The sequence below is a fragment of the Baekduia sp. genome, from assembly GCF_035996765.1.
In the GTDB taxonomy this organism is placed as follows: domain Bacteria; phylum Actinomycetota; class Thermoleophilia; order Solirubrobacterales; family Solirubrobacteraceae; genus Baekduia.
Genome location: NZ_DASYJG010000060.1, coordinates 1 through 21,397 on the forward strand (window position 1 = coordinate 1; position 21,397 = coordinate 21,397).

The 21,397-nt window shown below is 69.9% G+C and carries 19 protein-coding genes and 2 pseudogenes; 18 read left to right on the plus strand and 3 right to left on the minus strand.

Annotated elements, in window-relative coordinates:
* The 3 genes and pseudogenes from VGO10_RS13410 to VGO10_RS13420 form a co-directional block, all read left to right on the plus strand.
* Nucleotides 1-668, plus strand: a pseudogene (locus tag VGO10_RS13410) (F0F1 ATP synthase subunit beta); the annotation flags it as partial.
* A gap of 4 nt (nucleotides 669-672) precedes the next feature.
* Nucleotides 673-1,095 (plus strand): ATP synthase F1 subunit epsilon, encoded by a 423-nt coding sequence (atpC, locus tag VGO10_RS13415; RefSeq protein WP_327469104.1) that lies wholly within the window; start codon nucleotides 673-675, stop codon nucleotides 1,093-1,095.
* A 271-nt stretch (nucleotides 1,096-1,366) separates the two neighbouring features.
* Entirely contained in the window at nucleotides 1,367-1,900 is a 534-nt protein-coding gene (locus VGO10_RS13420) for a transposase (RefSeq protein ID WP_327469106.1), read from the plus strand.
* 24 nt (nucleotides 1,901-1,924) lie between these two features.
* Here VGO10_RS13420 and VGO10_RS13425 read toward each other — a convergent pair whose 3' ends face one another.
* On the minus strand, nucleotides 1,925-2,203 hold the full coding sequence (locus VGO10_RS13425) for a hypothetical protein (protein ID WP_327469108.1): 279 nt from the start codon (nucleotides 2,201-2,203) through the stop codon (nucleotides 1,925-1,927).
* Nucleotides 2,204-2,293: 90 nt separating this feature from the next.
* Nucleotides 2,294-3,397: a saccharopine dehydrogenase family protein gene (locus VGO10_RS13430; RefSeq protein WP_327469110.1), complete on the minus strand. Its 1,104-nt coding sequence runs from the start codon at nucleotides 3,395-3,397 to the stop codon at nucleotides 2,294-2,296.
* 51 nt (nucleotides 3,398-3,448) lie between these two features.
* Between VGO10_RS13430 and VGO10_RS13435 the strand changes: the two genes are divergently transcribed.
* The 12 genes from VGO10_RS13435 (at nucleotide 3,449) to VGO10_RS13490 (ending at nucleotide 18,089) form a co-directional block, all read left to right on the plus strand.
* Nucleotides 3,449-4,588, plus strand: coding sequence for a M20 family metallopeptidase (locus tag VGO10_RS13435; protein WP_327469112.1), 1,140 nt, complete (start codon nucleotides 3,449-3,451; stop codon nucleotides 4,586-4,588).
* Entirely contained in the window at nucleotides 4,585-6,147 is a 1,563-nt protein-coding gene (locus VGO10_RS13440) for an LCP family protein (protein ID WP_327469114.1), read from the plus strand. Before VGO10_RS13435 ends, VGO10_RS13440 begins: the two co-directional genes overlap by 4 nt.
* Nucleotides 6,144-7,652, plus strand: a complete 1,509-nt coding sequence (locus tag VGO10_RS13445; protein WP_327469116.1) for an LCP family protein — start codon at nucleotides 6,144-6,146, stop codon at nucleotides 7,650-7,652. The genes VGO10_RS13440 and VGO10_RS13445 overlap by 4 nt, the downstream gene beginning before the upstream one ends.
* A gap of 57 nt (nucleotides 7,653-7,709) precedes the next feature.
* On the plus strand, nucleotides 7,710-8,999 hold the full coding sequence (locus tag VGO10_RS13450; protein WP_327469118.1) for a UDP-glucose/GDP-mannose dehydrogenase family protein: 1,290 nt from the start codon (nucleotides 7,710-7,712) through the stop codon (nucleotides 8,997-8,999).
* A gap of 2 nt (nucleotides 9,000-9,001) precedes the next feature.
* A complete protein-coding gene (locus tag VGO10_RS13455) occupies nucleotides 9,002-10,051 on the plus strand; it encodes an NDP-sugar synthase (RefSeq protein ID WP_327469120.1) in 1,050 nt (349 codons plus the stop codon).
* Nucleotides 10,052-10,094: 43 nt separating this feature from the next.
* The gene (locus VGO10_RS13460; protein ID WP_327469122.1) at nucleotides 10,095-11,156 is read left to right on the plus strand and encodes a bifunctional phosphoglucose/phosphomannose isomerase; all 1,062 of its coding nucleotides are present in this window, start codon (nucleotides 10,095-10,097) and stop codon (nucleotides 11,154-11,156) included.
* A 48-nt stretch (nucleotides 11,157-11,204) separates the two neighbouring features.
* Nucleotides 11,205-11,669, plus strand: coding sequence for a hypothetical protein (locus tag VGO10_RS13465; protein WP_327469124.1), 465 nt, complete (start codon nucleotides 11,205-11,207; stop codon nucleotides 11,667-11,669).
* Nucleotides 11,670-11,715: 46 nt separating this feature from the next.
* On the plus strand, nucleotides 11,716-12,105 hold the full coding sequence (locus VGO10_RS13470) for a MerR family transcriptional regulator (protein ID WP_327469126.1): 390 nt from the start codon (nucleotides 11,716-11,718) through the stop codon (nucleotides 12,103-12,105).
* Nucleotides 12,102-13,562, plus strand: coding sequence for an adenosylhomocysteinase (gene ahcY, locus VGO10_RS13475; RefSeq protein WP_327469128.1), 1,461 nt, complete (start codon nucleotides 12,102-12,104; stop codon nucleotides 13,560-13,562). The genes VGO10_RS13470 and ahcY overlap by 4 nt, the downstream gene beginning before the upstream one ends.
* A gap of 22 nt (nucleotides 13,563-13,584) precedes the next feature.
* Complete coding sequence (locus tag VGO10_RS13480; RefSeq protein ID WP_327469142.1) at nucleotides 13,585-14,820, plus strand: adenosylhomocysteinase; 1,236 nt, start codon at nucleotides 13,585-13,587, stop codon at nucleotides 14,818-14,820.
* A gap of 78 nt (nucleotides 14,821-14,898) precedes the next feature.
* The gene (locus VGO10_RS13485) at nucleotides 14,899-16,701 is read left to right on the plus strand and encodes a hypothetical protein (protein WP_327469130.1); all 1,803 of its coding nucleotides are present in this window, start codon (nucleotides 14,899-14,901) and stop codon (nucleotides 16,699-16,701) included.
* Between the two features lie 23 nt (nucleotides 16,702-16,724).
* Nucleotides 16,725-18,089 carry a UTP--glucose-1-phosphate uridylyltransferase gene (locus tag VGO10_RS13490; protein WP_327469132.1) on the plus strand — a complete coding sequence of 455 codons (1,365 nt, stop codon included), beginning with the start codon at nucleotides 16,725-16,727 and terminating at the stop codon, nucleotides 18,087-18,089.
* Nucleotides 18,090-18,157: 68 nt separating this feature from the next.
* Here the strand turns inward: VGO10_RS13490 and VGO10_RS13495 are convergent, their stop codons facing one another.
* Nucleotides 18,158-19,003, minus strand: a complete 846-nt coding sequence (locus VGO10_RS13495; protein WP_327469134.1) for a cytochrome c oxidase assembly protein — start codon at nucleotides 19,001-19,003, stop codon at nucleotides 18,158-18,160.
* A 102-nt stretch (nucleotides 19,004-19,105) separates the two neighbouring features.
* On the opposite strand from VGO10_RS13495, the gene VGO10_RS13500 reads away from it, so the two are divergent.
* From VGO10_RS13500 to VGO10_RS13510, 3 genes and pseudogenes are all read left to right on the plus strand, one after another.
* The gene (locus tag VGO10_RS13500) at nucleotides 19,106-19,834 is read left to right on the plus strand and encodes a ComF family protein (protein ID WP_327469136.1); all 729 of its coding nucleotides are present in this window, start codon (nucleotides 19,106-19,108) and stop codon (nucleotides 19,832-19,834) included.
* A 108-nt stretch (nucleotides 19,835-19,942) separates the two neighbouring features.
* Nucleotides 19,943-20,320: a ribosome hibernation-promoting factor, HPF/YfiA family gene (hpf, locus tag VGO10_RS13505; RefSeq protein WP_327469138.1), complete on the plus strand. Its 378-nt coding sequence runs from the start codon at nucleotides 19,943-19,945 to the stop codon at nucleotides 20,318-20,320.
* 107 nt (nucleotides 20,321-20,427) lie between these two features.
* Nucleotides 20,428-21,397 (plus strand): annotated as a pseudogene (locus VGO10_RS13510) (preprotein translocase subunit SecA); the annotation flags it as partial.

Genomic DNA, 21,397 nt, shown 5'->3' on the forward strand with positions numbered 1-21,397 from the left:
TGTTCATCGACAACATCTTCCGCTTCGTGCAGGCGGGCTCCGAGGTCTCGGCGCTGCTGGGCCGCATGCCGTCGCAGGTGGGCTACCAGCCGACGCTGGAGTCCGAGATGGGCCAGCTGCAGGAGCGGATCACGTCGACCCGCACCGGCTCGGTCACCTCGGTGCAGGCCATCTACGTCCCGGCCGACGACCTCACCGACCCGGCCCCGGCCTCGGTGTTCGCGCACCTCAACGCGACGACGACGCTGTCGCGGTCGATCTCCGAGAAGGGGATCTACCCGGCGGTCGACCCGCTGGACTCGACGTCGACGATCCTCAAGCCCGACATCCTGGGCGAGGAGCACTACAACGTCGCCAACCAGGTCAAGAGCATCCTGCAGCGCTACAAGGAGCTCCAGGACATCATCGCGATCCTCGGCATCGACGAGCTCTCCGACGACGACAAGGTGACGGTGCAGCGCGCCCGCAAGATCGAGCGCTTCCTGAGCCAGCCCTTCAACGTCGCCGAGCAGTTCACCGGCACCCCGGGCGCCTACGTGCCGATCAGCGAGACGATCCGCTCGTTCCAGGAAATCCTCGCCGGCGACCACGACGACCTGCCGGAGTCGGCCTTCCTGCTCAAGGGCACGATCGACGACGTGGTGGCAGCGGCCAAGGGCGACAAGTAGCGCGATGGCCCGCACCACCTTCACCGCCGAGGTCCTCACGCCCGAGGGCGAGGTCTTCAACGACGAGGTCGAGATGGTCTCGACCCGCACGACCGTCGGCTCGATCGGCATCCTGGCCCACCACCAGCCGCTGCTGGGCATGCTGGAGCCGACCGAGCTGCGCCTCTACAAGAGCGAGACCGAGGTCGTCCGGCTCGCGCAGGGCGAGGGCTACGTGCAGGTCGCCGACGGCCGCGTGCTCATCCTGGTGGAGGAGGCCAGCGACCCGGCGTCGCTGGACGCCTCAGCGCTGCGCGAGAAGCTGCAGACCGCCGAGCGCGAGCTCGAGCAGGCCGAAGACGGCTCCGAGGCCGCCCGCGTCGCGGAGCGCGACAAGCGCCGCGTCGAGGCGTTCCTCACGCTCGTCGAGGGCGGCGGCGAGCACTAGCTTCACGGCACCGCAACCGTTTCCGAGGGCCGGCATCCTGCCGGCCCTCGCTCGTTAAGGCACACAGAGGGGCGTTAAGGCACACAGAGGGGTCAGACCCTCAATCTTCGCTCAACATTGCCACGGACGAGAAATCCCTGCAGTTGCCCATGTTCCTCTATTTAGGGGTCTGACCCCTCATTTGAACGACATGTGGGTGGGGGCGAGAAAGGGAGGCTTGGAGGCTAAGGGTGGTATGGCCAGGAAGCCACGCCAAGAGGAGGCAGGAGCTGTGCACCATGTGTTCGCTCGACACAATGAGCAGCGCCTGCTGTATCGCGACGATGTCGATCGTCGGATGTACCTGAAGTTATTGGGGCAAGCGGTGGTCCATTGTGGCTGGCGATGCATGGCCTATTGCTTGATGCCCAACCACATGCACTTGCTGATCGAGACGCCGCGGCCCAACCTCGGCCGTGGGATGCAGCACCTGCACGGTCACTACGGGCGCTGGTTTGCGGACCGGCGGGGGCGGGCTGGCCATGTGTTTCAAGGTCGCTATGGCGCGAAGCGGGTCGTCGATGACGAGCAACTGTGGGCGGCCGCCGCGTATCTCGCTGCCAATCCGGTCGATGCCGGCTTGTGCGCAAGCCCGGAGGAGTGGGAGTGGGGGAGCCATGCCGCGGTCACCGGGCGTGTCGCGGTGCCGGGGTGGCTGGACATCGGGAGGCTGCTCGAGCTGCTCGGAGCCGGAGAGCCGAGCGGCGCACGTCGCCGCTACCTCACCTACGTGGCCGAACGGCCACGGAAGGCGGGCGCCGGTTAGACGTCGCGAACGAGGACGCCGCTTTTATGGACCGAGGAGGTCCATGAGCCGCGTCAGCGGCTCGGAGTGCGTGGCGGAGACAACCTGGAGCGCAGACTCCATGTCGGCGGTCGCGCGCTCGTTGGCGTGCTCGAGCGCCTCGAGCTCGGCGTCCTCATAGACGCCAGTGAACAGGCCGTCGCAGTTGTTGCAATGCAGCGCGAGCAGGTAGAGGCCCTCGTCGACGAGCTCCAGGAGCGCAACGGGCACGATGAACGGCTGCCCGCAGGCGGTGCATGTGTCGAGTCCGATGTGCTGGTCCATGTTCACGTGAACGGAGCCGGGCGAGAGAACTTGCGGCGAATTGGACGCTTGATCGGCGAGTGACGAACTACCCGCCGGTGTATCGGGCGCTCAGCGGGCGCGCTCGATTCCGGCGGAGCGGGCGCCCTCGCACAGGGCTTCGAGGCCGAACGCGGCCACCGGGCCGAGCGCGCCGGTGCCATGCAGCCGGCCGGCGGCGGCCGTTCGCGCACCCCAGGCGAGCATCCCGGCGGTGAAGTCATAGCCGTTGACCCCGGCCAGGTGCGCCCGGCCGACGACGTGCCCGAGCTCGTTGCAGGCTTCGGCCACGATCACCGAGCCTGAAGCGGCGCGCGCCTCGGCGTCCGGACCGCCGGTGCTGCCCTTGACGGTCCGGCCGACCACCTCGCCGAGGACGTCGCCGACCAGCGGCACCTTCGTGGCGACCGACAGGCCGAGCGCGACCGCGCGCAGCGCGTCCGAAGCACCGCCGAACCAGCCGAGGTAGACGTCGACCTCCTGCAGTCCGGGAAAGGAGGGCGGCAGCCCGAAGTGCTCCGAGGAGCCGGCCGAGATCGCCTTGCGGGTCCGGCCGTCCACTAAGAACGACCGCCCGCGCGCGCCGCTGCGCTCGGTGACGATCCGCCCGCCGCGCCAGGCGAACGACGGCTCCAAGAAGACGCCGGCCGCCGAGGCGCGGGTGCCGCCGCTCATCCCGGCCGCACCCGTGAGGAAGTAGCCGATGGCCACGCGCGTCGCCGCATCGGCTGGCGCGGCGTCGGTGAGCGCCAGCGCCGCCGCGAGGTTGCCCGGGACCCAGTCGTAGCCCATCGCCGTCAGCAGCACGCAGCCGGCCGCCTCGGCGCGGGGACCCCACCGCTCGAAGATCTGCCGGATGAACGGCGTCTCGCCGGTCGAGTCCAGGTAGTGCGCGCCCGCGTCGATCGCGGCCTCCACCGCCGGCGCGCCCCAGCGCGCGAACGGCCCGACGCAGGAGATCAGGACGTCGCCGCGCTCCACGAGTGCCCGCACGCTCTCCGGCCGACTCACATCAGCGACCGCCCACTCCAGGCCGCCGAGCTCCTCGGCAAGAGCGCGCACGCGCGCGCCGTCGCGGGCAGCGAGCACCGGGCGCTCGCCCATGCCCGCGAGCTCGCGCGCGGTCAGCTCCCCGGTGTAGCCGGTGGCTCCGAACAAGACGATGCGACCAGCCATGGCGCCACCCTACTTCGCGGGCTGACAGCCCCGCTCGATAGCCTGGGCCGGATGGACGAACGCGTCCTCGCCGAGCGACTGATCACCTACGACACGTCGACGCTGGATGGCCTTCACGCCGCCGCGGGTTTCGTCAAGGGGTGGCTCGAGTCGCGCGACCTCGAGGTCAAGAGCCTCGACCACGACGGCCTGCCCGTCGTGATGGTCGACGTGGGCGCGCGCAACTTAGAAGACCCGCCGACGGTCATCCTGCATGGCCATCTCGATGTCGTGCCGGCGTACGCCTCGCAGTTCGAGCCCCGGATCGAGGGCGACCGGCTCATCGGCCGCGGCGCCTACGACATGAAGGGCGCGCTCGCGGCGATGATGTGCGCGATCAAGGACGTCGCCGACAACGAGCACGTCCGCGTCCGCTTCGTCTGCGTCCCCGACGAGGAGTCAGAAGACGTCTCCAGCCGCTCGACCGACGTGCTGGTCGCGGGCGGCTATCGGGGCGACTTCGCGCTGACCGGCGAGCCGACCGACCTGCACATCGGCATCCAGGCCAAGGGCGTGCTCGCGGTCCGGGCCGTCGTCAGCGGGGTCGCGGCGCACGGCTCCACGCCGTGGCTGGGCGACAACGCGATCCTCAAGGCCCACGACGCCTTCCGGCGGATCGAGACGCTGCCGTTCAGCCGCGAGTCCTCCGACCTCTTCGACCGCCCGTCGATCAACCTCGCGCGCATCGAGGGCGGCGACGCCTTCAACAAGGTGCCCGACCGCTGCACGATGGACGTCGACATCCGCTACCTGCCGACGCAGGACCCGGGGGAGATCCTCGCCCAGATCCGCGCGATCCCGGATCTCGAGGTGCTCAAGTGCTTCACGCGCGCGCCGGCCGTCGTCTCGCGCAGCAACCCGTACGTGCGCGCGCTGCGCGAGGGCATCGGCCGCTCGATCGAGGGCGAGGCGCTGTCGATCGGGCGCGACGGCGCATCAGACGCGATCTCCTTCCTGGAGGCGGGCATCCCCGCTGTCGAGTTTGGCCCTGTCGGTGCCGGCCACCACGGCCCCGAGGAGTGGGTGTCGATCGCCTCGCTGCGGCGCTTTCGCCAGGCGCTGACGGACTTCGTCGCGCTGCTGCCGGCGTGGCTGGAGCGTGAGGGCACAGACGGGCCCGACCTGCACGCCGTCGAGGGCGGATTGGCGTGAACGCCGCGCAGGACAACCGGCCCCCGCGCGAGGGGCTGCGCTTTCTGGCGCGTGCGTTCGGAAGCGTGCTCTTGATCGCGCTGCTGACCGCCGGGGCGACCGCGACGGCGACGCTGCTGCAGATCAAGACCGAGATCGCCCCGCCCAAGGACGCGCCGCCGCCGGTGCCGACCCACGAGGTCACCGAGGCCAAGCCCGGCAAGCCGCAGACGATCATGATCCTCGGCTCCGACCGCCGCTTCGCCGACATCAAGAAGAACAACCCGCTGCTCAAGCACAGCAACCCGGCGCGGTCAGACACGATCCTGCTGGTCCGCATGGACCCCGACCAGGATGCGACCGCGGTCCTCTCGATCCCGCGCGACCTGAAGGTCCTGATCCCGGGCTATGGCATCAACAAGATCAACGCGGCCTACTCGCTGGGCGGCGCCGACCTGACGGCCAAGACCATCAAGTCGCTCTTCGGCCAGGACTTCAAGATCAACCACATCATCAACGTGAACTTCGGCGGCTTCCGCGAGGTCGTCGATGAGCTGGGGTGCGTCTACGCCGACGTCGACCGTCGCTACTACCACTCCAACCTCGGCCTGCCCGTCTCCGCGCACTACGCCGAGATCGACATCGACCCGGGCTACCAGCAGCTCTGCGGCCAGCGCGCGCTGGACTACGTCCGCTTCCGCCACGCGGACTCCGACATCGTGCGCGCCGCCCGCCAGCAGGACTTCCTGCGCTCGGCCAAGGACCAGCTCAACAGCTCGTCGCTGATCGACGACCGCAGCCGGCTCATCAAGATCATGCAGCGCAGCACCCAGACCGATGCGAGCCTGCGCTCGGTCAAGGGCGTGCTCAAGCTCGCCAAGCTCGCGATCTTCTCCGCCGGCCATCCCGTGGCGCAGATCAAGTTCCCGCCGGTCTACTCCGGCGACGCCGCGACCGGTGAGTACGTCGAGGCCTCCGAGAGCACGCTGCTCAAGCTGCGCAACGAGTTCTTCCATGCCTCGCCGCACGTCAAGAAGACGACCTCGGCCAAGAAGACCAAGAAGCAGGCCAAGGCCGACAGCGGCAACGCTCGGGTCGCCAAGGCCCGGCTCACCCGAGCCACGAGGGTGGGGGAGGACCTCGTGGCGCGCACGGTCGCCAGCCACCGCCTCGGCTTCCGCCTCTACTTCCCATCGCGTCTGACGCCCAACGGGCGCTACGCGAGCACCATCAACGATGGCTCGACCACCGATCCGACGCCCCGCGTCTACACGATCCGCGACCGCGCCGGCCACCCCCACAAGGCCTACCGGCTCGTCGTGCTGGAGAACATCCAGGAGGGCAGCTACTACGGAGTGCAGGGGACCAGCTGGAAGACGCCGCCGCTGCTGGAGAAGCCGACGTCGACCTTGACGGTGCACGGCCGCCGTCTGGCGCTGTTCAAGTCCGGCAACCGCCTGCGGTACGTCGCCTGGAAGCGAAAGAATGCCGTCTACTGGGTCTCGAACTCACTGACCCTCAGCCTGTCCAACGCGCAGATGCTCGGCATCGCCGGCTCCCTCACCCACCTCGGCTCTTGAGCGCCACCCCGACCGACGACCGCCCTCCGCGCCTGGCGTGGAGCATGTACAAGCGCTTCCTGCTGGCGGCGCTGGTCATCGTGCTCGCCTCCAGCACCGCCGTCGCGACCGCGGTGCTCAAGGAGATCAAGGACGACAAGGACATCTTCTTCAGCGGCGGTGGGGGCAAGCTGAAGCTCGACAAGGACGCGCTGCAGGGCGTCGACGCCGGCGGGCCGCAGACGATCCTGCTGCTGGGCTCCGATCAGCGCTACGTCGACATCAAGGCCAAGAACCCGGTCCGCTCCGACACCATCATCCTGCTGCGGCTGGACCCCTCCAAGGGCGCAACGGCTGTGATGTCGTTGCCGCGCGACCTCAAGGTCCACATCCCCGGCCACGGTTTCGACAAGATCAACGCGGCCTACGCGATCGGTGGTCCGACGCTGTCGGTCAAGACGATCCGCTCGCTGCTGCACATCCCGATCAACCACGTGGTCAACGTGAACTTCGGGGGCTTCCGACGGGCGGTCGACCGCCTCGGCTGCGTCTACACCGACGTCGACCGGCGCTACTTCAACGACAACCACCCGCCGTTCGGCGGTGGCGGCGACTACGCGACGATCGACCTCAAGGCCGGCTACCAGAAGCTCTGCGGCCAGAACGCGCTGGACTTCGTCCGCTACCGCCACTTCGACACCGACCTCGTGCGCGCCGCGCGCCAGCAGCAGTTCTTGGCCGACGCCAAGGATCAGATCGGCGTCGGCAAGCTCTTCAGCGACCGCAAGGCGCTGTTGAAGATCTTCGGCCGCTACACGCAGACCGACATCACCTCCGGCGACGCGATCCTGCGGCTGCTCAAGCTGGCCTTCGAGTCGGCGCAGAACCCCGTGCAGGAGGCGCGCTTCCCGGGCGACATCACCGGCGACTACGTGACCGTCACGCCCTCGCACCTCGCCGCGGTGACCAAGCGCTTCATGAACGCGACGCCGGTCAGCACGCCGAAGTCCAGCGACAACGGCACCGTCAAGCAAGCGACGTCGAAGAAGAAGGGGTCCTCCAAGCGCAAGGTCAAGACGGTGCTGCCGCCGGGCGTGCAGGTCGCCGGCCAGGGCGCCGAGGACGAGGCCGTCGAGCTGGCCGTCAAGCTGCCGTTCTCGGTGTACTACCCCAAGGCCGCGATCGCCGGTGCGTCGCTGCTGCCCGATCACAGCCGCGCCTACGACATCTTCGACCGCGGCGGCCACAAGTACCGGGCCTACCGCATGGTCTTCAAGACGATGCTGCTGGGCCAGTACTACGGCGTCGAGGGCACCAGCTGGCAGGGTCCGCCGATCCTCGACAACCCCAGCGAGCGGCGGCGCCTTGGCGGGCGCACCTACGAGCTGTTCTACGACGGCAGCCGCCTGCGGCTGGTCTCCTGGCGGTCGGGCAAGGCCGTCTACTGGATCTCGAACACGCTGCTCTCGAGCCTCGGCAATCAGCAAATGCTCGCCCTGGCCAGAAGCATGGGCAGGATCCGCTGAAAGGCCTGCTTCTCAGCACACCGAACCACGGTGCGCTCCGCTAGCCTCTCGCGCTTCATGTCAGCCCCGGAACCCATTGGCGTCATTGGAACCGGCTACGTCGGGCTCGTCACAGCGGCGGGCTTTGCGGAGCTGGGCAGCGACGTCTACTGCATCGACATCGACGCCGACAAGATCGAGCGCCTCAAGCAGGGCGAGATCCCGATCTACGAGCCCGGCCTCGAGGATCTGATCGCCAAGAACCGCGAGCGGATGCACTTCAGCACCGACATCGCCGATGCGCTGGAGCACGCGCGGCTGCTGTTCGTGGCCGTCGGCACGCCGCCCACCTACTCGGGCGACGCCGACCTGAGTGCGGTTCACGCCGTGGTCGGTGCGATGCCGGTCTCTGACCATCACGCGCTCGTGATGAAGTCGACCGTTCCGGCCGGCACCGGCGACTCGATCAAGCGCCTCTTCCGCGAGACCGGCAAGTCGGACTTCCGCTACGTCTCCTGCCCCGAGTTCCTCAAGGAGGGCTCGGCGGTCAAGGACTTCCTGCATCCCGACCGCGTCGTCATCGGCGACGACGACGACTGGGCCGGCGATGCCGTCGCCGCCCTCTACGCGCCGCTCGACGCGCCGGTGGTCCGCACCGACATCAACAGCGCCGAGATGATCAAGCACGCGTCCAACGCGTTCCTGGCCACCAAGATCTCCTTCATCAACGAGATCGCCAACGTCTGCGAGGCGACGGGCGCCGACGTCGTCGAGGTCGCCAAGGGCATGGGCCTGGACGACCGCATCGGCCCGAAGTTCCTGCAGGCCGGCCTCGGCTTCGGGGGCTCCTGCTTTCCGAAGGACGTCACGGCGCTCAAGCAGCTCGCCGGCAACTCGGGCTACCACTTCCAGTTGCTCAACTCGGTGATCGAGGTCAACGAGCTGCAGAAGCGCCGCGTCATGGGCAAGCTGGAGAAGCACCTCGGCTCGCTCGTCGGCCGGCGCGTCGGCCTGCTCGGCCTCGCGTTCAAGCCCAACACCGACGACATGCGCGAGGCGACCTCGCTGGTGCTCAGCGCGCGTCTGCAGGCCGCGGGCGCGACGGTCGTCGCCTACGACCCGATCGCCGAGGAGGAGGCGCGCAAGCTGATCACCGGGATCGAGTTCGCCCCGGGCGCCCTGGAGGTCGTCGACGGCGCCGACGCCGTCGTGCTCGTCACCGAGTGGGACGAGTTCAAGGAGCTCGACTTCGCCGCGGTCGCCGAGAAGATGGCCGGCGACCTGCTGATCGACGGCCGCAACGCGCTCGACCCCGCGGCGGTCCGCGCCGCCGGCCTGACCTACGAGGGCGTCGGCCGGGGCTCCTGAGCGTGCAGGCCGTGATCCTCGTCGGCGGGGAGGGCACGCGCCTGCGCCCGCTGACGTCGCGGCAGCCCAAGCCCGTCATCACGCTCGTCGACCGTCCGTTCCTGGTCTACATGTTGGAGTGGCTACGCGGCCACGGCGTCGACGACGTGATCCTCAGCTGTGGCTTCGAGCCGACGAAGGTGCGTGCGGCGCTGGGCGACGGCGAGGCGCTGGGCATCACGCTCCGCTACGTCGTCGAGCCTGAGCCGCGCGGGACGGCGGGCGCGCTGAAGTACGCCGAGGAGCAGGTCGGCCTCGACGAGCGGTTCCTGATGCTCAACGGCGACGTGCTGACCGACGTCGACGTCACCGCGCAGTTGGCCCAGCACGAGGCGACCGGCGCGGTCGGGACGCTCGGGCTCGTGCCGGTCGACGACCCGTCGGCCTATGGGCTCGTGCTCTGCGACGAGACCCATGCGGTCGCGGGCTTTCTGGAGAAGCCGGCGCCGAGCCAGCTCGAGGGCATCGACCGCTACTACATCTCCGCCGGCATCTACGTGCTGGAGCGCTCCGTGCTGCAGCTGATCGACGCCGATCGCAACGTCTCGATCGAGCGCGAGATCTGGCCGGCGCTGGTCGGCCATGGCCTGTACGGCTCGCAGGCCGACGGCGCCTACTGGATGGACATCGGGACGCCTGAGCGCTATCTGCAGGGGACCTTCGACATCCTCGAGGGCAACGTCCGCACCGCGGCGGTGCAGCGGTTGGGCGCCGACGTCACGATTGCCGCGGGCGCGCAGGTCGGCAGCCTCGTGGTGCTGGGCAAGGGCGTGACGATCGGCGAGGGCGCGCGGGTGGAGCGCGCCGTGGTCCTCGACGGTGTGACCGTTGAGGCCGGCGCAGAGCTGACCGATTGCATCGTCGCGCCGGGCGCCACGATCGGCGAGGGGGCCATCGTGCGCGGCGGCGCGGTGATCGGTGAGGGGGTCCGCGTCGGGGCCGGCAACGTCCTCGCAGCAGGCATCAAGGTGTTCCCTGACACGGATCTGCCGCCGGGATCGATCAAGTTCTGATGGAGTGCGTGCATCGGATGCACCAGGGGATGAGAGGCCAGGCATGACGACCACCAACTTGGAGCTCGACCGCGAGAGCATCGGGCAGATCGATTCGACCGACCAGCTGACCGACGTGCTGGCCATTCCAGAGCACCTGCGTGATGCGCTCTGGAAGGCCGAATCGGCGCAGCTGAAGGAGTGGGACAGCCCCGCCGGCCTCGTGGTCGCGGGCATGGGCGGCTCGGCGATGGGCGGCGCGCTGGCACGCGCGGCGCTGGGCGACACGGCCTCGCGGCCGATCCTGTCGGCGCGGGCCTACGGCCTGCCGCCGTGGACGACGCCGGACACGACGGTCCTCTGCGCCTCCTACTCCGGCGACACCGAGGAGACGCTGGCCGCCTACGAGGCCGCCGGCGCGCTCGGCGCGACGCGCGTCGTCGCCACGAGCGGCGGCAAGCTGGCCGAGCTGGCGCGGGCCGACGGCGTGCCGGTCATTCCCGTCGCAGGCGGGCTGCAGCCGCGCGCGGCCGTCGCCTACATCACCGTCGCCGCCCTCGAGGTCGCCGCCCGGTGCGGCGCCGGGCCGCGCTGCGCGTCGGACATCGACGTCGCGGCCGAGCATCTCGAAGAGCTCGTCGTGGAGTGGGGGCCCGAGGCCGCCGAGGACTCCGAGGCCAAGGCGCTGGCGCGCGCGCTGGTCGGGACCGTCCCGGTGCTCTACGGCGCTGGCTCGACGGCGACGATCGCCTACCGCTGGAAGACGCAGTTCAACGAGAACGCCAAGATCCCGGCCTTCTGCCACGAGCTGCCCGAGGCCGACCACAATGAGCTCGTCGGCTGGGCCGGCGCAGCCGAGCTGGGGCGCTTCGGCGCGGTGTTCCTGGAAGACAGCGACACGCATCCGCGCATTGCCGACCGCGTCGAGCTGACCGAAGCGTTGATCCGCGACGCTGCGGCGCAGACGTTCCGGGTGCCGACGCGCGGTACGACCTCGGTGGAGCGCGTCTTCTCGCTCGTGCTGCTCGGCGATCTGGTGTCGGTCTACCACGCGGCCCTACGCGGCGTGGACCCCGGGCCGGTCGTGCTGATCGAGCAGCTCAAGCGCCAGCTGGCCGAGCGGTAGCACCCAGACCGTGCATGGCGGCCCGGGCCGCCGGGCACCGAGGAGAGCATGACGTTCCTCTTCCGCCTGCCGTTCCTGCTGCTCGAGCAGCTGCTGCGCCGCCTGCTCGGCCGTGAGGACCAGGAGCGCTTCGCGCCCACGGCGCAGCCGTCGACGGAGCCGGCGTCTTCCGCCACCGCGCCGCCGCCGACGGCCGACGAGGCGATCGAGCGGCGCGTCGTCCGTGAGGCCGAGGCCGCGGCGTCAGACCTGACCCCGCCCACGCCGCTGCGCCCGATCGGCGACCCCGGCCACCTCGACGACGGTGGCGATCCGCTCGTCGAGTCCTTCGGGCCGGCCGACGACGTCGGCGCGACGATCACCGTCGAGGAGCCCTGGGATGGCTACGCGCAGCAGTCGGCGGTGGCGATCGTCGCCCGTCTGCGTGGCGCCGATCCGGCGACCAAGGCCGTCGTCGCCCTCTACGAGCGCGGCCACAAGCAGCGCGCGACCGTGCTGCGCGCCACCGGCTGACACCAGGCCGCCAAACCTTGACACGACCGTGGTAAGGTTTGTGGCGTTGACGGACGCCCTCACCATCCACGAGGCAGCGGAGACGACGGGGTGGTCACCCCGGATGCTCCGCTACATCGAGCGCAACGGGCTGATCGAGCCTCAGCGCTCCGCCGCCGGCTACCGCCTCTTCGGCGCGGCCGAGCTGCAGCGCCTGCGCACGCTCAAGGAGCTGCTTGGCGATTACGACCTCGGCCTCGGTGACATCGGCTTCGCGCTACGTCTGCGCCGCGAGCAGTCCCTTCGCGACGCGGTGGAGGCGTGGTTCGAGGCCAAGCCGCAGCGTCCCGTCGACGTTCCCGCCGACGACTGGCTGAGCTTTGAGCAGCAGAAGCACTCGAAGCTGCTGGCGGCCGTCCGCTCCCGACAGCCCCAACCCACACCGGAGACCGCATGAGCGCCACCGAGGCCCGTACCCACACCGACTTCAAGGTCGCCGATCTCTCCCTGGCCGAGTTCGGCCGCAAGGAGATCCGCCTGGCCGAGCACGAGATGCCCGGCCTGATGAAGACCCGCGAGGAGTTCGCCGCTGCGCAGCCGCTGAAGGGCGCGCGCATCATGGGCTCCCTGCACATGACGATCCAGACCGCCGTGCTGATCGAGACGCTGACCGCGCTTGGCGCCGAGGTCCGCTGGGTCTCCTGCAACATCTTCTCGACCCAGGACCACGCCGCGGCCGCGGTCGCCGTGGGCCAGAACGGCACGCCCGAGGATCCGCAGGGCATCCCGGTCTTCGCCTGGAAGGGCGAGACGCTGGAGGAGTACTGGTGGTGCACCGAGAAGGCCTTGACCGGCTTCAGCGGTGACGCGGACCTCGGTCCCAACATGATCCTCGACGACGGCGGCGACGCCACGATGCTCGTCCACAAGGGCACCGAGTTCGAGAAGGCCGGCGCCGTGCCGAACCCGGCCGATGCCGAGTCCGAGGAGTTCAAGATCTTCCTCACGCTGCTGACGCGCAGCGTCGCTGAGACGCCCGGCAAGTGGACCAAGGTCGGCGAGGACATCCTCGGCGTCACCGAGGAGACCACGACGGGCGTCCACCGCCTCTACGAGCTGGCCCAGCAGGGCGAGCTGCTCTTCCCGGCGATCAACGTCAACGACTCGGTGACGAAGTCGAAGTTCGACAACCTCTACGGCTGTCGCCACTCGCTGGTCGACGGCATCAACCGCGCGACCGACGTCATGCTCGCTGGCAAGACCGCCGTCGTCTGCGGCTTCGGCGACGTCGGCAAGGGCTCGGCCGAGTCGCTGCGCGCCCAGGGCGCCCGCGTCATCGTCACCGAGATCGACCCGATCTGCGCGCTGCAGGCCTCGATGCAGGGCTACCAGGTCGCGCGCCTCGAGGACGTCATCTCCTCCGCCGACGTGTTCATCACGACGACCGGCAACAAGGACATCATCCTGGTCGACGACATGGCCAAGATGAAGCACCAGGCCATCGTCGGCAACATCGGCCACTTCGACAACGAGATCGACGTCGCCGGTCTCGAGAAGGCCGCCACGCGGATCAACATCAAGCCGCAGGTCGACGAGTGGAAGTTCCCCGACGGTCACACGATCATCCTGCTGTCCGAAGGTCGCCTGCTGAATCTCGGCAACGCCACGGGTCACCCGTCGTTCGTGATGTCCAACTCGTTCACCAACCAGACGATCGCCCAGATCGAGCTGTTCACCAAGAACGATGACTACGACAAGCAGGTCTACGTCCTGCCCAAGCACCTCGACGAGAAGGTCGCGCGCCTGCACCTCGACGCGGTGGGTGTGAAGCTGACCGAGCTGCGTCCCGACCAGGCGGCCTACATCGGCGTGCCGGTGCAGGGCCCGTACAAGCCGGATCACTACCGCTACTAGGTCTGAGGTCGCTCTGAGCGACATCACAGACCCGGCGCTCGCGGATGCGGGCAGGACGAGGATCGCCTGGGCGGATGCCCAGATGCCCGTCCTGCGCTCGATCCGCGAGCGCTTCGGTAAGCAGCGGCCCCTGGAGGGCCTCACCGTCGCGGCGTGCCTGCACGTCACGGCGGAGACGGCCAACCTGGTGACGACGCTGACTGCCGGCGGCGCGCAGGTCGCCCTGTGCGCCGCCAACCCGCTGGCGACCCAGGACGAGGTGGCCGCGACACTGGCCACCGAGCCGGGCGTCGCGGTCTTCGCCCGCCATGGCGAGGACCTCGACACCTTCGCGGGCCACGTCGCCGATGTCCTGGATCGCACGCCGCGGATCACGATCGACGACGGCGCCGACCTGCTCGTCACGCTGCACGCCGCGCGGCCGGACTTGTTGGAGGGGTTGCTCGGCGGGACCGAGGAGACGACCTCCGGGCTGGTGCGCCTGCGCGCGATGCAGGCCGACGGGCGACTTGACTGCCCGGTCCTGGCGGTCAACGAGGCGCGCGCCGAGCGCGTGTTCAACGACCACTACGGCACGGCGCAGTCGACGCTCGACGGCATCCTGCGGGCGACCAACCTGCTGCTCGCCGGCCGCACGGTGGTCGTGTTGGGCTACGGCCCGACCGGCCGGGGGATCGCGCTGCGCGCCCGCGGCGCCGGCGCTCAGGTCGTCGTCTGCGAGGTCGACCCGGTCGCCGGGCTCGACGCGCGGATGGAGGGCTTTGAGGTCATGCCCTCGCTGGAGGCGGCACGGCGTGGCGACATCTTCATCACGGTCACCGGCGCGCCCGCCGTCCTGGGTCGCTCGCACTTCGAGGCGATGAAGGACGGCGCGGTGCTCGCCAACGCTGGGCACTTCGACGTCGAGATCGACCTCGCTGCGCTGCGCGAAATCGGCGGCGACGGCGTGCCCGTGCGCCCGCTGGTCTCCCAGCACGTCCTCGCCGACGGCCGGCATCTCAACCTCCTGGCGTCGGGCCGCGTCGTCAACCTCGCCGCGGGTGAGGGCCATCCGGCATCGGTCATGGACCTCTCCTTCGCACTGCAGGCGCTGTCGGTCGAGCATCTCGCGGCCGCTGACGGCACGCTGCCCGACGGGGTGCAGCCGGTGCCCGACGACATCGACCGCGAGGTCGCACGCCTCAAGCTCGCCTCGCTCGGCGTGCAGCTCGACGAGCTGACGGCCGAGCAGCGGCGCTACCGGCGTTCCTGGGAGTAGGGTTTCCGCGACCTTCGGACGGTCTGTCCGTTGGAGTGGTCAGGTCCCGTCATCCCGTATTGCAGCACGGAGGTTCGCATGTCGTTTCCGTTCGGCCGCTTCGCACTGCCAGCGCTCATCGCCGCGTTGGCGCTGCCCACCGCTGCCGCCCGGGCGGACACCTTCTGCGTCGGCGCGCCGTTGGGCTGTCATGGCGTGGCGTCGGCCACGCTGCAGGACGCGCTCGACGACGCTGCGGCGCTTCCGGGTGCGGACCGCGTTGAGCTCGACGGCAGCGCTCCCGTCTCCGGCTTCACGATCGTCGCGGGCAACGTGGTCGAGCTCGTGGGCGTCGGCGAGCCGACGATCTACGCCGACGACGCCGCCCCGGTGACGATCGACGAGCCGCAGGCCACGATCCGTGGCGTGGACATCTACACGCGCGGAAGCGGGGTCCCCGCCCCGGTCCAGTTGCGCCGGGGCACGATCGCCGGCTCCTACATCGTCAACGGGACCACCGGCACCGCCGTGCGCGTGGTCGACGGGGCGCTGCGTACCACGCGGGTGGTCTACTTCGGCCTCGACGCAGGAGCGGTCGGCGTGCTTGCCGACGGCGGCACCGCGACGCTCGAGGACACAAGCGTCGAGTCGACCACCGGCATTCTCGCCGACGGAGCGACCTTGACGCTCAACCGCGTCCGTGTGAAGGCGGGCATCATCCTCACCCCGGTGCCCGAGGGCGGCAGCGCCCTGCGGGTCACCGGTGGCAGCACGGTCATCGCTGACGACTCGGCCTTTGCGCTGGCCGGCACCCCCGCCGATGCGGCGATCGACGTGCGCGCCACGACCGGCGCGACCGCGGTGACGCTGCGCAGCGTCACCGTGCACCCGCAGCCCTTCGACGACCTGCCCGCCATCTCGCAGGGCGTCCGCGCCGCATGCAGCGGTGGCACCGCGAACGTCGAGGTGCTCGACACGGTCGTCACCGCCTATGCGACCGATCTCGTGAGCGCCGGCGCGGGCTGCGTGGTCGATCGCCAGCATGCCGCCTACGCCACGGCCGAGGCGTCCGATGGCGCCATGCTCGACGCCGGCAGCTTCCTCTTCGACCTGCCGGTCCCCGGGCGGACCTGGGTCGAGACGACGCCGACGTTCGGCTCGGTCCTGATCGACCACAGCAGCGGGCGGCCGGCCCGCAACGGTGAGGCCGACCTCAACGGCCTGCCGCGTGTTGTCGACGGCTGGCGGGATATCGGCGCCTACGAGTATCAGCACCGCGCGCCGGAGTTCGCGCTGGAGGGCGGGACCGAGGCGGTCGTGGACACCGACCAGACGTTCGTCGCCCGCGGCCAGGATCCCGACCGCGATCCCGTCACGATCGCCTGGACCGTCGACGGCGCGCCGGCGGTGGTCAACGATCCGAACTCTCCCGGTCTGCTCCAGCCCCGGTTCACGTCGCTCGGCCGCCACGTCGTGTGCGTGAAGGTCACGGACTCCTCCGGCCTGGGCTCGCGGTTCGAGCAGACGGTGGAGGTCGTGCCCAAGCCTGTCAGCGAGACGCCCGCGGGGCGGAACCCGCCGGCGAGCCCGGCGGTCACCGCCACGCTGCTCAGCCGCCGGCTCGGCTCCGGGTCGCTGCGCGTCCGGGTCGCCTGCCGGCGTGCCGTGGCATGCGCGGGGATGGTCCGCCTCACGGCCAAGCTCGGTCGTCGTTCGATGAGGCTTGGGCGCGCCGCGCGGTTCCGCGTCGGCGCCAACCGCACGGCCGTCGTCCGCGTCCCCCTCACGACCGCCGCGCGGCGGACGTTGCGCCACCACCGCGGGCTGACGGTGCGGGTGACAGTTCTGCGCACCTCCGGCTGGCCGTGGGTCGCCGGCGTGGGTGGGCGCGTTCTTCCCTAGCCGGGCGCAGTAGGTTTCTCCGCGTGGACGGGTTGGAGGCAGCGACGGCGAAGATGCGCGCCGAGGGGCTCGGCGACGCGGCGGTGGAGAGCTTCGCGCGGCAGTACGCACGGTTGCGCGAGGGAGAGACGGGGACGTTGGCCGAGGCTGACATCGACCCGGTCGCCGAGCTGCCCGATGCCGATGAGCTGACCGCTGCGGCGGGGGCCGAACTGCTCGACCAGGCCGTGGTCATCAAGCTCAACGGCGGGCTGGGCACGTCGATGGGCATGACCAAGGCCAAGTCGTTGCTCGAGGTCAAGGACGGGCGCAGCTTCCTGGACCTGATCGCCGAGCAGATCCTGGACCTGCGCGCGCGCAGCGGCGCGCGGCTGCCGTTGATCCTCATGAACTCGTTTGCGACGCGCGAGGACTCGCTGGCGGCGCTCGAGCGCTACGACGATCTCTCGGCGGGTCTGCCGGTCGACTTCGTCCAGAACAAGGTCCCCAAGCTCCGGGCCGATGACCTCACGCCAGCGGAGTGGCCGGCCGATCCGGCGCTGGAGTGGGCGCCGCCCGGTCACGGCGACTTGTACACCGCCTTGGTGACCTCGGGGATGTTGGAGGCCTTGCTCGACGTGGGCTACCGCTATGCCTTCGTCTCCAACGCCGACAACTTGGGCGCGGTGCTGGAACCGCGGATCCTGGGCTGGTTCGTCGAGAGCGGCGCGCCCTTTCTGATGGAGGCTGCCGACCGGACCTCGTCGGATCGCAAGGGCGGCCATTTGGCGCGGCGCAAGGGGGACGGCGGGCTCGTGCTGCGCGAGATCGCCCAGACGCCCGACGAGGACGTCGACGCCTTCCAGGACACGGCGCGGCACAAGTACTTCAACACCAACACGCTCTGGGTCGATCTACACGCGCTGCGCGACGTGTTGTCAGGCGCCGGGGTCATCGACTTGCCGATGATCGTCAACCGCAAGACGGTCGATCCGGGCGACAAGGGCTCGACGCCCGTCATCCAGCTCGAGACAGCAATGGGCGCGGCGATCGGCGTCTTCGACGGCGCCGCGGCGTTACGCGTGCCGCGCTCGCGCTTCGTGCCGGTCAAGACCACCAACGACCTGCTTTCGCTGCGCTCCGATGCCTACGTCATCGGCGACGGTCGCGCGGTGCACCTCGCGCCCGAACGCCGCGGCGTTCCGCCCTTCGTCGACCTCGACAGCGACCACTACAAGCTGGTCGGCGACTTCGATGCGCGCTTCCCGACCGGTGCGCCGTCGCTGGTGGGCTGCGATGCGCTGCGGGTCGTCGGGGATGTGCGCTTTGGGGCCGGTGTCGTCGTGCGCGGCAATGTGACGGTGCAGGACGTCGACGCAGTGGCCGACGGGACGCTGCTCGAAGGCTGAGAGGCCGACGGATCGCACCTAGACGTTGGACTCAACGTCTAAATGCGATCCGTCATCGCATGAGGCTGTTAGGCCGGGCGGCGCTCGACAGCCGCCGCCTCGGCAGCGTCGGCGATGCGGTCCTCGCGCTGCTGCTGGAGCTCGGACTCGTTGAGCGCGCGCACGAAGAGGTAGGCGAGCGCGATGCCCATGACGATCGACTGCTCGATCGCCATGATCGCGCCGGCCAGCGCCTGGTCGTCGGCCGGGTGCAGGCCCCAGACCTGCGGGCGGTGCTCGTAGAAGCTGTAGATCGAGCTCGGCGCGAACGTCAGGAAGATGCCGAGCAGGCCGACGAAGACCTTGGTCGAGGCCATGTAGGCGACCGGCGCGAGCCCGGTCAGGTGGCGGCCGCGCACGGGGGAGAGCAGGTGCCACCAGTACAGGAGGCCCGCGCTGAGAAAGCAGGTGTGCTCGAGCACGTGGATCCCGGAGTGCGACAGCGCGGCGTCGTACATGAACGGGATGTGCCAGAGCCACATGAACCCGACGTAGAGCCCGATCGCGAAGACCGGGTGGGCGACCGGGCCCAGCGCGCGCTCGAGGTCGAGCACCTGCCGGGCGATCGGCCGCAACAGCACCTTGCTCAGCCCGGCGATGAGCAGGATCGGCACGAAGTCCAGCAGCAGCACGTGCTGGATCATGTGCATGAAGAAGACCTGGTCGGCGAGCGTGTCGATCGGCGAGATGAGCGCGAGCGCCAGGCACAGCACCCCGCCCAACCAGGCCAGCAGGCGCCCGACCTCCGCGCCGCGCGTGCTTCCGCTCGCCCGCACGTGGCGCCAGCGCCGCACGTAACCGACCGTGAGCACCGCCACGATGACGATCGGCCCGGGGGCCAGGGAAAAGGAGGTGTCGGCCGCGGCGGCGAGCACAGGCTCGCGATTGTGTCACTGCCAGATCGGCACGGAGCAGTGGTGATCTGTGACGCGACGTTCGGCAGGCTGGATCGCGTGCTCGAAGCGCTACTCACACTCATGGTTCCCGCGGTCTGCGTCGCGTGCCGGCGTGCCGGTGACGTGGCGCGGACCGATCCGCTCTGTCGCGCCTGTCGGCGCGCGCTGCCGTGGCTTGGGTTGCCGCGCTGCCGGCGCTGCGGGTTGCCGGGCGAGTGTGGCTCGCACTGTCCGGCGCGAGCGCAGGCGTTCTCGGGCGCGTGGGCGCCGATGGCTTACGCGGGCGCGGTGCCGGCGCTGGTCAACGCGCTCAAGGAGCGTGGTGCCGTCGGCATCGCGCGGTTGATGGCCGCGCAGATCGCCGCGACGGCGCCGCCGGGGCAATGGGCGGGCGGCTCGGCGACGGCCGGCACGGCGACGCAGGCGCGTGGCGCACCGCCGGCCGTCGCCCTCGTTCCCGTGCCCGCCGATCCGCTGCGCCGGCGCCGCCGCGGCGTCGACCACGCGGCGCGACTGGCCGCCGAGCTCGCCCCGCGCTGCGGGCTGTCGGTGGCGCCCGTGCTCACCCGGCCCATGGCGGTCGGCAGCCGCCAGGCCGGCCTGTCGCGCGCGCAGCGTCTGGCACCCGACAGGCTGGCGGTCGGCTTGCGGACCGGCCAGCGCGCGCCACCCGCGGTCCCGTCGGTGGCGATCCTCGTCGACGACGTCCACACCACCGGTGCCACATTGCACGCCTGCGCCTTGGCGTTGCGGGAAGCCGGCGCCGAGGACGTGCGCGCCGTCACCTACGCGCGGGCGCTCCGGGACTGATGCGCAGATGGCTGTGCATTGGCGCAAATTCGTCGAGTGCCGTTGCTGTCGTCGGCTTCCGGGAATACCTTTGTGTGCACCTAGAGATCCCAGCCCCAGGAGGGCCGCATGCAGATCGAGGTCAAGGGCCGCCACATGACCATCTCGGACGACATCCGGGAGCACGTGGAAAAGCGCTTCGCCAAGGTGGGCAAGCAGGTGTCCGAGCTCGCGACGTTGGAAGTCGAGCTCATCCAGGAGCAGAACCCCTCCAACCCGGAGGCGTTCCGGGCCGAGGTCACGCTCCGGGTCAAGGGCACGACGCTGCGCGCCTGCGACGCCTCGCGCGACATGGCCCACTCGATCAACCTCTGTGCCGACGAGCTGGCGATCCAGGTCAAGCGCCACCGCGACAAGCGGCGAAAGCGAAGGGAGTCGCGCGCCGCGGCCCTGCACCCGCCGGGCATGGCGCCCGACACGGGCGGCGGCATTTCCGCGGCGATGTAGCCGCTGCGCCACGGCCTTGCCGCCGTGGCAGTGCGAAGGCGCGTGGACGGGCCGATCTTCACCGGTCCGGCCCGACCGCGCGGCCCTCGCCGACTACACTGAGGCGCATGGGTCTGCTTGACCGCGCGCTGAACATGGGAGAGTCGAAGCAGTTCCGCCAGCACGAGAAACGTGTGGCGCGAATTGGCGACTTCGAGCCCGAACTGGAGCTCGAGACCGACGAAGAGCTCAAGGAGCGGATGGATGCGCTGCGCCAGCATGTGCGCAGCCAGCCCAATGACGACAAGGTCGCCGCCGCCCTCGACGAGGTCCTGCCGGAGTGCTTTGCGATCACCCGCGAGGTCGGTCGTCGCACGATGAACATGCGGCACTTCGACGTCCAGATGATCGGCGGCATGGTGCTGCACGGCGGCAACATCGCCGAGATGCGCACCGGCGAGGGCAAGACGCTGACGGGCACGCTCGCGGTCGTCCTCAACTCGCTGGCCGGCCAGGGCGTCCACGTCGTCACGGTCAACGACTACCTCGCCCGGCGCGACCCGCAATGGATGGGCCCGGTCTTCCACTTCCTCGGCGTCAGCGTCGGGATGATCACCCACGACGCCTCGTTCGTGTTCGAGCCCGGCTATCCGACCAACGACGAACGCCTGGTGAACCTGCGCCCGGTGACCCGGGGCGAGGCGTACGCCGCGGACATCACCTACGGGACCAACAATGAGTTCGGGTTCGATTACCTGCGCGACAACATGGTGCTCGAGCTCGACCAGCGGGTCCAGCGCGAGCGGAGCTTCGCGATCGTCGACGAGGTCGACAACATCCTCATCGACGAGGCGCGGACGCCGCTGATCATCAGCGGCCAGGCCGAGGAGTCGGCCGACCTCTACTTCACCTTCGCTCGCCTCGTCCCCCGCCTCAAAGGCCGGCCGGAGGGCGACGAGGAGGGCGGCGACTACTTCATCGACCTCAAGGACTAGGCGGTCTCGCCGACCGAAGAGGGCGTCACCAAGATGGAGGGCTGGCTTAGCGTCGAGAACCTCTACGACGCAGACCCACGGCTCGCTCGCCACTTCGAACAGG